Consider the following 13091-nt stretch of genomic DNA (forward strand, 5'->3'; position numbering starts at 1 on the left):
ACGCAACCTTGCAAGGGCGATCAAATAACCGTTAATGCGGTTCGCCGGCGCGGTAGATCCGCTGTGGGCGGCCGACCTTGCCGTAAATGATCTCGGCGCGCAGCTGCTGCGCGGCGGTGCAAAACTCCAGATAACGGCGCGCGGTGGTGCGGCTGAGCCCCATTTTTTGCGCAACGCTTTCAGCGGTGTGGCGCGCGGCGGGTTCGGCAAACAGCGCGCGGACCTTGCCCAGCGTCAGCTCGTCGATGCCGGCGGGCAGCGCCGCCTGCTGTTCGCCGCGGGCGTAGGTGTTGAACATCTCGTCGATGCGGCGCTGGTTGAGGCGCGCTTTGTCCTTCAGCGCTTCGCGGCGCTGGCTGAAGCGCTGCAGGGTCTGGCTCAGCCGGTCATAGGCCAGCGGTTTGATCAGGTAGTCGAACACGCCGTAACGCAACGCCTCGGCCACGGTGGCCATGTCGCTGGCGGCGGTGATGAACACGATGCCGCCGCGATACCCGCTCAGCGTCAGTTCGCGCAGCAGGGTGATGCCCTGGCCGTCGGGCAGAAAGTTGTCCAGCAGGATCAGGTCCGGCTTGAAGCGCTCGGTCATGGCGCGCGCCTGCGCCAGGGTGCCGGCCAGCCAAATCTGGCGGCAGCCGCCGTTCTGGCGGATAAACTCCGCGTGCATTTCCGCCAGCGGCGTTTCGTCTTCAACGATCAGGATGTTCAGCCATTCCATAATGAAACCTACTATTGCAATCAAGATGCTAAATGAATGTAAGTAAATTGCGGCGCTAAATAAAGATTATCTCAATAATAAACACCATAAGATTAATTAAGCAAATAAAGAACATTAAATATCTTATTAACCGGAATCGGTTTGTGAAATAGGTCAATAATCGGCGTTTTTTTTCTGTTTACCATTGATTTATCGAACGCGAGACGGCGTTTATCTTCATGGTTTTTAAGGTTTTAATTACCCTTGTTGATGTTAATTAAAATGCCTTTTTGTATTTAATTTGTTGTTTGCCAGTTAACCCAGAGAGCGTGTTATGTTAGGCGATGCCGTATTTAATCGGGTAAAGCGATCGGATCATAAAGCGATTTCGGAAATAAGCGCCTTCTTGCGCAGTAACGATCTGAATATCGACACCACGGTTGAAATATTTATTACCGTTACCCAGCACGACAAATTGGTCGCCTGCGGCGGCATCGCCGACAATATTATCAAATGCGTCGCCATCAGCCCGCTGATGCGCGGCGAAGGGTTGGCGCTGGCGCTGGCGACCGAGCTGGTGAACCTGGCCTACGAGCGCCACCACACTCAGCTGTTTATCTACACCAAGGTGCAGAACGAGCCGCTGTTCCGCCAATGCGGTTTCTACCCGATCGCCACCGTGCCGGGCATCGTGGTGCTGATGGAAAACAGCCCGTGCCGCCTGAAGCGCTACGCCGCCCAGCTGGCGAGCCAGCGCCGGCCGGGCGACACCATCGGCAGCATCGTGATGAACGCCAACCCCTTCACCCGCGGGCATCAGTATCTGGTGCGTCAGGCGGCCAAACGCTGCGACTGGCTGCACCTGTTTCTGGTGAAGGAAAACACCTCGCGCTTCAGCTATGAAGACCGCCGCCGGCTGGTGCTGGCCGGCACCGCCGATATCCCCAACCTCACGGTACACGAAGGCTCGCAGTACGTGATCTCGCGCGCCACCTTCCCCTGTTACTTCATCAAGGATCAGGGCGTGGCCGACGACTGTTACACCGAAATCGATCTGAAGATCTTCCGCCAGTATCTGGCGCCCGCGCTGGGCATTACCCACCGCTTCGTCGGCAACGAGCCGTTCTGCGCGGTGACCGCGAAATACAACCGCGACATGCGCTACTGGCTGGAAACGCCGGCGCTGCCCAGTCCGCCGATCGCGCTGGTGGAAATCGAGCGTTTGCAATATCAGGGCACGGCGATCTCCGCCTCCTGGGTGCGCAAGCTGCTGGCGGCGGGGGACTTCCACGCCGCCGCGCCGCTGGTGCCGCCGGACACCCTGTACTACCTGCAGGATCTGCAAACGCAGCGCCGGGCCAAGGCGGCCCCGCATCCTTTTGAGTCCGCACAATCAGGTGAATGATGAAAATTATCCGAGAAGCAATGGCCGGCACGCTGGAATCCAGCGATGTCATGGTGCGCATCGCGCCCGCCGAGGGGCCGCAGCACGATCTGTTGATCGCCAGCAGCGTGGAAAAACAGTTCGGCGCGGCGATCCGCCACACCCTGCTGGAGGTGCTGCAGCGCTATGAGGTGGAGCCGGTGCAGGTGATCGTCGACGACAAGGGGGCGCTGGACTGCGTGCTGCGCGCCCGGCTGGAAACCGCGCTGATGCGCGCCTGCGAGGGCGGCCAGCTGCCGTGGGAGGCGAAAGATGAAAACGCTGAATAAAACCCGGCTGCGCCGCAGCATGTTGTTCGTCCCCGGCGCCAACGCGGCGATGGTCAGCAACGCCTTTATCTACCAGGCCGATGCGCTGATGTTCGATCTGGAAGACTCGGTGATCCTGCGTGAAAAAGACGCGGCGCGCCGGCTGGTGTACCACGCGCTGCAGCACCCGCTGTACCAGGAGGTGGAAACCATCGTGCGCGTCAATGCGCTCGACTCCGCCTACGGCCTGGCAGACCTGCAGGCGGTGGTGCGCGGCGGCGCGGACATCGTGCGCCTGCCGAAGACCGACAGCGCGCAGGACGTTGTCGACATGGAGCGCGAGATTGCCGCCATCGAAGCGGCCTGCGGCCGGCCGGTCGGCAGCACCGGGCTGCTGGCGGCAATCGAATCGGCGCAGGGCATCACCAATGCGGTGGCGATCGCGCATGCTTCGCCGCGGCTTATCGGCATCGCGCTGGGGGCGGAAGACTACGTGCGCAACCTGCGCACCGAACGCTCGCCGGAGGGCATCGAGCTGCTGTTCGCTCGTTGTTCGCTGCTGCAGGCGGCGCGCGCCGCCGGCATTCAGGCGTTCGACACCGTCTATTCCGACGCCAATAACGAGGCCGGCTTCCTGCAGGAAGCGGCGCTGATCAAACAGCTCGGCTTCGACGGCAAATCGCTGATCAACCCGCGCCAGATTGAACTGCTGCACAACCTGTACGCGCCGACCGCCAAAGAGGTGGCGCACGCGCAGCGGGTGGTGGACGCCGCCGAAGCGGCGGAGCGGGAAGGGCGCGGCGTGGTGTCGCTCAACGGAAAAATGGTCGACAGCCCGGTGATTGAACGCGCCCGGCTGGTGCTGGAGCGCGCCGCGCTGTCCGGCTTACGGGAAGAACCGGCGCAGCACGGGGAGGAAGCATGATGAACCGCCAACAACGATTGATGACCTTCGCCAACCCGACGGATCTGCCGGGCTATCAGGACGTGTCCAAAGCCAATCTGCAGGCGCGCAAACCGCGCGATCTCAAGCTGTGCGACTCCTTGCAGGAAGCGGTGCGCCGCAGCGGGCTGCAGGACGGCATGACCATTTCCTTCCACCATGCGTTTCGCGGTGGCGATTTGACCCTCAACCAGGTGATGGAGACGCTGGCGGCGATGGGGTTCCGCAACCTGACGCTGGCGTCCAGCTCGCTGACCGACTGCCATGCGCCGCTGGTTGAGCATATCCGCCACGGTGTGGTGAGCCGCATTTACACCTCCGGGCTGCGCGGCCCGCTGGCGGACGCGGTTTCGCGCGGCCTGCTGGCGGAGCCGGTGCAAATTCACTCGCACGGCGGCCGGGTCAACCTGATCGAATCCGGCGAGCTGAAGATAGACGTGGCCTTCCTCGGCGTGCCGGCCTGCGATGAGTTCGGCAACGCCAACGGTTACAGCGGTGAAGCCTGCTGCGGCTCGCTCGGCTATGCGCGGGTGGACGCCGAGGCGGCGGGCACCGTGGTGCTGCTGACCGAGCAGCTGGTGCCGTATCCGCATCATCCCGCCAGCCTGGCACAGGATCGGGTGGATCTGATCGTGCAGCTGGAGCGAGTGGGCGACGCCGACAAGATCGGCGCTGACGCCACGCGCATGACCTCGAACCCGCGCGAGCTGCTGATCGCCCGCCGCGCCGCCGAGGTGATCGCCGGTTCCGGCTACTTCACCGAAGGCTTCTCGCTGCAAACCGGCACCGGCGGCGCTTCGCTGGCGGTGACCCGGTTCCTGGAGGACAAGATGCGCGCCCGCGGCATTCGCGCCGCGTTCGCCCTCGGCGGCATCACCTCGACCATGGTGGATCTGCACGAGAAAGGGCTGATCGGCAAGCTGCTGGACGTGCAGAGCTTTGATCGGGCGGCGGCGACTTCGCTGGCGCGCAACCCGCGCCATATCGAAATCAGCGCTAACCAGTACGCCAACTTCAGCTCCAAGGGCGCCTCTGTTGATCGGCTCGACGTGGTGGTGCTGAGCGCGCTGGAAATCGACACCGGCTTCAACGTTAACGTGCTGACCGGCTCCGACGGCGTGCTGCGCGGCGCGTCCGGTGGCCACTGCGACACCGCCGCCGCCGCGCGGCTGGCGATCATCGTTGCGCCGTTGGTGCGCGGGCGCATCCCGACGCTGGTGGAGCAGGTGACTACCTGCGTCACGCCGGGCTCCAGCATCGACATTCTGGTGACCGACCACGGCATCGCCGTCAACCCGGCGCGGCCGGAGCTGGCGCAGCGTCTGCGGGAGGCCGGCCTCGAGGTGGTGAGCATCGACTGGCTGCGCGCCCGTGCGCTGCAGCTGACCGGCGAACCGCAGCCGATCGCCTTTACCGACAAGGTGGTGGCGGTGGTGCGCTACCGCGACGGCTCGGTGATCGACGTGGTGCATCAGGTGGCGGAGTAAGCGATGGCCGCCGTCGATCCCCAACTGGCCGCCGAACGCGCGGTCAGCCTGCCGGAGTTGCTCACCAGCCGCGAATGCCGCCAGGCGCGGCAGCAGGCGTGGCTGGCGCAGCACGAGTGCACGCTGCTGGTGCTGACGCTGGTGGTGCCCGGCCCCGTGAAGGACAGCGCGCTGACGCGCGGCATCTTCAACCTGGGGTGGGCGGCGCTGCTGCGACTGTGCGCCGAACAGGGTTGGCCCAGCCCGCAGGCCGAGGCGCTGGCGCTCTCCACCGGCTGCGAAGGGTTTGTCGCGCTGCGCGCCGATGCCCAGCGGGTGAAGGACTGCGCCATGCAGCTGGAGGTGAGCCGCCCGATCGGCCGGCTGTGGGATATCGACGTGCTGGATACGCAGGGGCGCATTTTGTCGCGCCGCGACATCGGCCTGCCGGAACGGCGCTGCCTGCTGTGCGGCCAACCGGCCAAGATCTGCGCCCGCCAGCGGCGGCACAGCAGCGAGCAGCTGCTGCATGAAATGGAAAGGATGTTCAACGATGCGATCTCTGCCGATTAACCTGCCCACCCACCGTGCCGAACCGGCCTGCGATTTCGCCCGCGCCGCTTTCCGCGCGCTGCTGGTGGAAGTCAACCTCACGCCCAAGCCGGGGCTGGTGGATCGCCATAACACCGGCGCCCACCGCGACATGGATCTCGGGCACTTCTATCGCAGCGCCCGCGCCATCGGCGTGTGGCTGCCGCGCTTTATCCAACGCGGGCGCGAGGACGCCGCTTTGCCGGCAGAGCAGCAGCTGGCGCGGCTGCGGCCGCTCGGCCTGGCCTGCGAAAACCAGATGTTTCGCGCCACCGGCGGCATTAACACTCACAAGGGCAGCGTGTTCTCGCTCGGATTGCTGTGCACCGCCTTCGGCCGCCTGCAGCAGCAGGGCCGCGCCATCGGCGCCGAAGCGCTGTGCGCCGAGGTGGCGGCGATGTGCCGGGGGCTGGTGGATCGCGAGCTGCGGCGCAACAACGCAGGGCAGACCGCCGGCCAGCGGCTGTTCGCCGCGCACGGGCTGAGCGGCGCACGCGGCGAGGCGGAGGCCGGTTTCCGGCTGGTCATTGACGGCGCGCTGCCGCTGTATCGGCAACGGCTGGCCGCCGATGGCGACGAACAGCGGGCGCTGCTGGACAGCCTGCTGTGGCTGATGGCCCACAACGACGACACCAACGTCGCCTCGCGCGGCGGCCTGCACGGGCTGCGCTGGCTGCGGCGCCGGGCGGCATTGCTGCTGGCGCAGGGCGGCTCGGCGGGGGAGGCGGGTCTGGCGCGCCTGCGGCGCTTCGATGCCGACTGCATCGCCCGCAACCTCAGCCCCGGCGGCAGCGCCGACCTGTTGATAGTGACCTGGCTGCTGGCGCAGCTGGGTGCCCAAGAATAATAACCAAGCCTTCAGGAGAGTCCCTATGTCCCAAACCCAGGAAAAGATCTGGAAAGCGATAGCGCCGCTGGCGGTGCTCGCGATCCTGTTATTGATACCGGTGCCCGACGGCATGCCGCCGCAGGCCTGGCACTACTTCGCCATCTTCGTGGCGATGATCGTCGGCATGATTCTGGAGCCGATCCCGGCCACCGCCATCAGCTTTATCGCAGTGACCGTCAGCGTGCTGAGCGCCAACTGGGTGCTGTTCGGCGCGCAGGAGCTGGCGGAGCCGGGCTTCAAGGCCGGTAAAGAGGCGCTGAAATGGGGGCTGGCGGGCTTCTCCAGCACCACCGTCTGGCTGGTGTTCGGCGCCTTTATCTTCGCGCTGGGCTACGAGGCCACCGGGCTGGGGCGGCGCATCGCGCTGTTCCTGGTGAAGTTCATGGGCAAGCGCACGCTGACGCTGGGCTATGCGGTGGTGATCATCGATATCCTGCTGGCGCCGTTCACGCCGTCCAACACCGCGCGCACCGGCGGCACGGTATTCCCGGTGGTGAAAAACCTGCCGCCGCTGTTCGATTCCTTCCCCAACGATCCCTCTTCACGCCGCATCGGCGGTTACCTGATGTGGATGATGGTGGTCGGTACCAGCATCAGCTCCTCGATGTTCGTCACCGGCGCCGCGCCGAACGTGCTGGGCATCGAGTTCGTCGGCAAGATCGCCGGGGTGCACATCAGCTGGATGCAGTGGTTCCTGGCGTTCCTGCCGGTCGGCCTGCTGCTGTTGATCATCGCGCCGCTGATCTCCTACTACCTGTACAAACCGGGCGTGACCCACAGCAGCGAAGTGGCCGCCTGGGCGGATACCGCGCTGGGGGAAATGGGCAAGCTGACGCGCAAGGAATACACCCTGATCGGCCTGGTGCTGCTTAGCCTGTGCCTGTGGGTGTTCGGCGGCAAAATGCTGGACGCCACCGCGGTGTGTCTGCTGGCGGTGTCGCTGATGCTGGCGCTGCACGTGGTGTCGTGGAAAGAGATCACCAAATATTCCAGCGCCTGGAACACGCTGGTTAACCTGGCGACGCTGGTGGTGATGGCCAACGGCCTGACGCGTTCCGGCTTTATCGACTGGTTCGCCCAGACCATGAGCACCCACCTGGACGGCTTCTCGCCGAACATGACGGTGGTGGCGCTGGTGCTGGTGTTCTACTTCGCCCACTACCTGTTCGCCAGCCTCTCGGCGCACACCGCCACCATGCTGCCGGTGATCCTGGCGGTCGGCAAAGGGCTGCCGGGCGTGCCGATGGAGCAGCTGTCGATGTTGCTGGTGCTGTCGATCGGTATCATGGGCGTGCTGACGCCGTACGCCACCGGCCCGGGGGTGATCATCTACGGCTGTGGCTACGTGAAGTCGAAAGACTACTGGCGGCTGGGCGGTATTCTCGGCGTGGTGTACATCGCCGCGCTGCTGCTGATCGGCTGGCCGATCATGAGCCTGTGGTACTGAGTTGAAGCCACGCGGCCACCGTCCGGTGGCCGCGGTTACGATCCTTTCCCGTGAACCCTGTCACACACTTGTCACACTAACCCCGCCATCATACTCAGGCAAACGCTAACACCTTAAAAATAATCATTTTCCGGGAGCCTCTGCGGATGAGAAAAAAAACCTTATTGCTGTGCCTGCCTTTGTTATTCACCGGGAACGCGCTGGCGGAAGCCGGCGGTTATCAGCTGGAACAGGTGCTGGTCATGAGCCGCCATAACCTGCGCGCGCCGCTGGCCAACAACGGCAGCGTGCTGGCGCAGTCTACGCCGAAGGCCTGGCCGGCCTGGGAAACGCCGGGCGGCCAGCTGACCACCAAGGGCGGGGTGCTGGAAGTGTATATGGGGCACTACTTCAACGCCTGGCTGAAGCAGACCGGCCTGTTGCCGAAAGAGGGTTGCCCGACCGCCGGCAGCGTGTACGTCTACGCCAACAGCCTGCAGCGCACGGTCGCCACCGCGCAGTTCTTCAGCAACGGCGCGTTCCCCGGCTGCGACGTCAGCGTGCACCATCAGGACAAGATGGGCGAGATGGATCCGACCTTCAACCCGATCATCACCGACACCAGCGAGGCCTTCAACCAGCAGGCGCTGGCGGCGATGAACGCCGCGCTGGGCTCGCTGAAGCTGGACGCCTCTTACCAACAGCTGGCGAAGATCATCGACTACAAGGATTCCGCCGCCTGCAAGACCGACAAACACTGTGACCTGACCAAAGAAGCCAGCGTGATGAGCGCGGTGCCGGGCAAAGAGCCGGGCGTCTCCGGCCCGCTGCGGGTGGGCAACTCGCTGGTGGACGCCTTTATGCTGCAGTATTACGAAGGTTTCCCGATGAAAGAGGTGGCCTGGGGCAAAATCGCCACCCCTCACCAGTGGCAGCAGCTGGCGCAGCTGAAAGACGGCTATCAGGACTCGCTGTTCACCTCGCCGGTGGTGGCGCAGAACGTCGCCAAGCCGCTGCTGACCTACATCAACAACGCGCTGCTGGGCGAGCGCAAACCGGACGCGCCGAAGCTGACGGTGCTGGTCGGCCACGATTCCAATATTGCCTCGCTGCTGTCGGCCATGCAGTTCCAGCCGTATCAGCTGCCGCAGCAATACGAGAAAACGCCGATCGGCGGCAAACTGGTGTTCCAGCGCTGGCGCGATGCGCAGAACGACCGTGAACTGCTGAAGATCGAGTACGTCTATCAGTCCACCGAACAGCTGCGCAAGGCGACGCCGCTGACGCTGCAAACCCCGCCGCAGCGGGTAACGCTGGCGCTGAAAGGCTGCCCGATCGACAAAGACGGTTTCTGTGCCTGGAGCGATTTCGAAAAGACCATGAAAGGCATCTTGTAATGCCCAGCCTCTCTCCCGCGCGCGGGGGAGAGGCCTCTCCCCATCCCGGCTAACGCGCCGCCACGCAGGCCTTAACGCCATTTATTTTGCCCAGGGTCATTGTTGCAGGCCGTTTCGGGGGCTAACATCATCAGCCTGCCTGCTTATCATGGATACCGCCGTTGCCCACTTTTATCCGCAATATCGAATTTTTCACGCCGGACGGCTATCCGGGCCAGGTGGCGCGCTGCCATTTTGCGCTGGCGGAGTATCGCGACGAGCGTTTTCCCGAGGCGGGCTTTGCGCTGCCGGATCATCTGGCGCGTGCGGTGCCGAAGCGCCGCGCGGAGTATCTGGCCGGGCGTGTTCTGGCGCGGCAACTGTTGGCGCCGCTCGGTTTTGCCGACTTCACCCTGGCGCGCGGCGAAGATCGCGCGCCGCAGTGGCCACCGGGCATCGCCGGGGCGCTGAGCCATAATTCGGATACCGCGCTGTGCGCCGTGCACCGCGAGAGTGGGCTGGGCGGCGTGGGGCTGGATGTGGAGACGCTGCTCTCCGACGTGCGGGCGGAGGAGCTGTGGGGGGCGATCGTTTCCCCGGCGGAGCGCGAGACGTTGCTGCGCGAGGCGTTGCCGTTCAATGAACTGCTGACGCTGACGTTTTCCGCCAAAGAGAGCCTGTTCAAGGCGCTTTATCCGCAGGTGCGCTGTTACTTCGATTTTCTCGATGCGCGCATGGTCGCCGTGGATATGCAGCGGCAGACGTTTGTATTAGCGCTGCTTAAGACGCTGACGCCAAATTGCCCCGCCGGCCGCCGGTTTAACGGGCGTTTTTGGCGTGAAGGTGACGACGTCACGACTTTTATTTTCTGCTAAAACACAATAATAACAGTGTGTTATTTCTTACTTTGCCGTAACGCGGATTTGCCGCAGCGGGCGGAAAGATTCATTCATCGGAGATTGACCCACGGTGGGGATCCGGTGTAATTTATCCTCCTTTTATGGCTAATGATAATTATTCGCATAAACATTATCATTGGTAAGGCGCAACAAAGGAGTGGTCTAGTGGCGACACTGACGACAGAAAACCAAACCTTCCCCGGGTTTGTGTACGCCGAACAATCGACCTTTTTGTACCGGTCCGAATTCCGTTCCCTCTCCGCCGACGGTGTGTTCGAGCGTATCGAGACGCCGGCGTTCGGCGGTGAGCAGGAAGGCAGCGCGCTGGCGCAGCATATCCGCCAGGCGCTGGCGCGCGCCAAAGCCGCCGGCCAGGAGACGCCGGTGGTGGTGGGCGCCATTCCGTTCGATACGCGCCGGCCTTCCAGCCTGTACGTGCCTGAAAACTGCCAGTTTGTCGCCAACGACAGCTTTACCCGCGCCGCGCGCCCGATGCTGCAACAGCCGCATCGCCTGGCCGCCTGCACCAGCATTCCGGACGAGCCGCGCTTCAAGCACGCGGTGGCGGAAGCGGTCAGCCGCTTTAAACAGGGCAAGCTGGACAAGGCGGTGCTGTCGCGCATCCTCGACATCGAGCTGGAGCAGCCGGTGGCGGGCCACCAGATCCTCAATAACCTGATGGTGCAGAACCCGACCGGTTATCACTTTTCCCTGCCGCTGGCCGATGGCGGCGTGCTGATCGGCGCCAGCCCGGAACTGCTGATCCGCAAGCAGGGCGGCGAGATCCACACCAATCCGCTGGCGGGCTCGGCGCGCCGTCAGGACGATCCGCAGCAGGATCGCCTTGGCAGCGAGCGCCTGATGCGCTCGACCAAAGACAAATACGAACACAAGCTGGTGATCGACGACATTCGCCGCCACCTGGCGCCATTGTGCGCCAGCCTGAGCGTGCCCAGCGGCCCGTCGCTGCTCAGCACCGGCACCATGTGGCACCTGTCCACCCGCATTCGCGGTGAGCTGCTGAACCCGAATCTCAACGTGATGCAGCTGGCCTGCCTGCTGCATCCGACGCCGGCGCTGTGCGGCTTCCCGACCGAGAGCGCCCGCCAACTGATCGCCGATCTGGAACCGCACGATCGCGGCCTGTTCAGCGGCATCGTCGGCTGGTGTGACGCCAACGGCGACGGCGAGTGGGCGATCGTCATCCGCAGCGGCCTGCTGCGCGGCAACCGGGTGAGGCTGTTCGCCGGCGCGGGCATCGTCGCCGCTTCGACACCGCAGTCCGAGTGGATGGAAACCGCCGCCAAACTGGGCACCATGCTCAACGCTTTCGGCCTGAACAGCGGCGCGCTGTAGGCCTCTTTGCGGCGCAGTGCGCGCCGCGTCATACGCTTTCGCAGGAGACAACGATGAACAACAACATGACCCGGCAGCGTGCCCGGATGGCGGTGTGCGCATGAGCATTCAAATGGATTTCACCGGCAAACGCGTGTGGGTGACCGGCGCGGCGCGCGGCATCGGCGAGCAGATCGCCCGGCATTTTTTGACGCAGGGCGCCGAGGTGGTGGGATTTGACCGCGAGTTCGCCAACCCGGATCTGCCTTACCCTTGCGTGACGCTGGACATCAGCCGGCCGGAGCAGGTGGAGGCGGTGTGCCGCCAACAGCTGGCGGAGAACCCGCGACTGGACGTGTTGGTCAACGCCGCCGGCATTCTGCGCATGGGCAATACCGAAGATCTGAGCGTGGATGACTGGCATCAGTGCATCAACGTCAACGCCTCGGGGGCGTTTTACCTGTTCCGCGCCGTGCTGCCGCACTTCAAGGCGCAGCGCAGCGGGGCGATCGTCAGCATCGGCTCCAACGCCGCGCACGTGCCGCGCGCGCAGATGGCGGCCTACTGCGCCTCGAAGGCGGCGCTGACCAGCCTGAACCACTGTGTGGGGTTGGAGATGGCGCCGTTCGGCGTGCGCTGCAATCTGGTGTCGCCGGGCTCGACCGACACGCCGATGCAGCGCGGCATGTGGCAGACCGACGACGCGCAGCAACGCACCATCGCCGGCTTCCCCGAGATGTTCAAGCTGGGGATCCCGCTGGGCAAAATCGCCCGCCCGGATGAGATCGCCAACGCGGTGTTGTTCCTGGCCTCCGATTTGGCCAGCCACATCACCATGCAGGACATCGTGATTGACGGCGGCGCGACGCTGGCCGCCTGAGTCAGACCCGCTGGCGGCGCAGCAGGTGCTGTGCGCCCTCCGCCGCCAGCAGCAGCACCGCCAGCCAGATCGCCAGATAGGTCGGCCATTCGCTTTGGCCGATGCTTTCGCCGAGCAGCAGCGCGACGATCACCAGCAGCACCGGTTCCACATAGCTCAGCAGGCCGAACAGGCTGAACGGCAGCAGGCGGCTGGCGAGGATGTAGCACACCAGCGCCACGGCGCTGATGACGCCGAGCAGCGGAATGCGCCAATACAGCTCGGCATTGATCTGCAGCGCCGCTGCGCCGCCGTCGCCGAAGGCGAACCAGGCCGCCGCCGGCAGCATCAGCGCCAGCTCGCACCACAGCCCGCCGAGATTGTCGGTGCCGAAACGCCGCCGCAAAATAAAGTAGAGCGGATAGCCCAGTGCCACCACCAGCGTCGGCCACGAGACGCCGCCCGCCTGATACAGCTCATTGCCCACCCCCACCATGGCGCACGCCACCGCCAGCTTTTGCAGCAGCGACAGCCGATCGCGGTAGATCAAACGGCCCGCCAGCACCATGGTCAGCGGCAGCAAAAAATAGCCGAGCGACACGTCGAGCGCCTTGCCGTGCAGCGGCGCCCACAGGAACAGCCACAGCTGCACCCCCAACAGCGCCGAGGTGAGCAGCAGGCCCTGCAGGCGCTGCGGCCGTTGGCCGATCCAGGCCAGCGTGTCGCCCACCTTGCGCCAATCGCCGGACAACGCCATAAACAGCGTCAGGAACGGCAGCGTCAGCAGCGTGCGCCAGCCGTAGACCTGCTCGCCGTTCAGCGGGGTGAGGGTAGAGGTGAAGTAATACATCGCGCCGAACAGGATGGAGGCGACGACCGAAAGAGTGATGCCCTTAATCACACGCATTCCTGGTGAGT

The 13091-nt window shown here is 64.3% G+C and carries 13 protein-coding genes; 11 read left to right on the forward strand and 2 right to left on the reverse strand.

The window, feature by feature from the left end; translation table 11 throughout:
* Positions 1-31 precede the first annotated feature (31 nt).
* Complete coding sequence (gene dpiA, locus AC4PR2_RS16915) at positions 32-718, reverse strand: two-component response regulator DpiA (protein ID WP_021505854.1); 687 nt, start codon at positions 716-718, stop codon at positions 32-34.
* A gap of 313 nt (positions 719-1031) precedes the next feature.
* Between dpiA and citC the strand changes: the two genes are divergently transcribed.
* The 11 genes from citC to dhbA all read left to right on the forward strand — a co-directional run bounded on the left by citC (position 1032) and on the right by dhbA (position 12194).
* Entirely contained in the window at positions 1032-2102 is a 1071-nt protein-coding gene (gene citC, locus AC4PR2_RS16920; RefSeq protein ID WP_004940809.1) for a [citrate (pro-3S)-lyase] ligase, read from the forward strand.
* Positions 2102-2410, forward strand: coding sequence for a citrate lyase acyl carrier protein (gene citD, locus AC4PR2_RS16925; RefSeq protein ID WP_019452464.1), 309 nt, complete (start codon positions 2102-2104; stop codon positions 2408-2410). Before citC ends, citD begins: the two co-directional genes overlap by 1 nt.
* Positions 2394-3314 (forward strand): citrate (pro-3S)-lyase subunit beta, encoded by a 921-nt coding sequence (gene citE / locus AC4PR2_RS16930; protein WP_016927085.1) that lies wholly within the window; start codon positions 2394-2396, stop codon positions 3312-3314. Before citD ends, citE begins: the two co-directional genes overlap by 17 nt.
* Complete coding sequence (gene citF, locus AC4PR2_RS16935) at positions 3314-4819, forward strand: citrate lyase subunit alpha (RefSeq protein ID WP_033643714.1); 1506 nt, start codon at positions 3314-3316, stop codon at positions 4817-4819. Before citE ends, citF begins: the two co-directional genes overlap by 1 nt.
* A gap of 3 nt (positions 4820-4822) precedes the next feature.
* Positions 4823-5371, forward strand: coding sequence for a citrate lyase holo-[acyl-carrier protein] synthase (gene citX / locus AC4PR2_RS16940; RefSeq protein WP_033654921.1), 549 nt, complete (start codon positions 4823-4825; stop codon positions 5369-5371).
* The gene (gene citG / locus AC4PR2_RS16945; protein ID WP_197757093.1) at positions 5352-6236 is read left to right on the forward strand and encodes a triphosphoribosyl-dephospho-CoA synthase CitG; all 885 of its coding nucleotides are present in this window, start codon (positions 5352-5354) and stop codon (positions 6234-6236) included. Before citX ends, citG begins: the two co-directional genes overlap by 20 nt.
* 25 nt (positions 6237-6261) lie before the next feature.
* Positions 6262-7725 carry an anion permease gene (locus AC4PR2_RS16950; RefSeq protein ID WP_004940821.1) on the forward strand — a complete coding sequence of 488 codons (1464 nt, stop codon included), beginning with the start codon at positions 6262-6264 and terminating at the stop codon, positions 7723-7725.
* A 146-nt stretch (positions 7726-7871) separates the two neighbouring features.
* Positions 7872-9101 carry a bifunctional glucose-1-phosphatase/inositol phosphatase gene (agp, locus tag AC4PR2_RS16955; protein ID WP_043147658.1) on the forward strand — a complete coding sequence of 410 codons (1230 nt, stop codon included), beginning with the start codon at positions 7872-7874 and terminating at the stop codon, positions 9099-9101.
* A gap of 161 nt (positions 9102-9262) precedes the next feature.
* A complete protein-coding gene (locus AC4PR2_RS16960) occupies positions 9263-9955 on the forward strand; it encodes a 4'-phosphopantetheinyl transferase family protein (RefSeq protein ID WP_337046635.1) in 693 nt (230 codons plus the stop codon).
* Positions 9956-10144: 189 nt separating this feature from the next.
* The gene (locus AC4PR2_RS16965; protein ID WP_043147656.1) at positions 10145-11335 is read left to right on the forward strand and encodes an isochorismate synthase; all 1191 of its coding nucleotides are present in this window, start codon (positions 10145-10147) and stop codon (positions 11333-11335) included.
* Positions 11336-11435: 100 nt separating this feature from the next.
* A complete protein-coding gene (gene dhbA / locus AC4PR2_RS16970; RefSeq protein WP_039565253.1) occupies positions 11436-12194 on the forward strand; it encodes a 2,3-dihydro-2,3-dihydroxybenzoate dehydrogenase in 759 nt (252 codons plus the stop codon).
* 1 nt (position 12195) lies between these two features.
* Here dhbA and rarD read toward each other — a convergent pair whose 3' ends face one another.
* Positions 12196-13074 (reverse strand): EamA family transporter RarD, encoded by an 879-nt coding sequence (gene rarD / locus AC4PR2_RS16975; RefSeq protein ID WP_308343541.1) that lies wholly within the window; start codon positions 13072-13074, stop codon positions 12196-12198.
* Between the last annotated feature and the right edge of the window lie 17 nt (positions 13075-13091).

It is taken from the genome of Serratia sp. A07 (genome assembly GCF_058725505.1).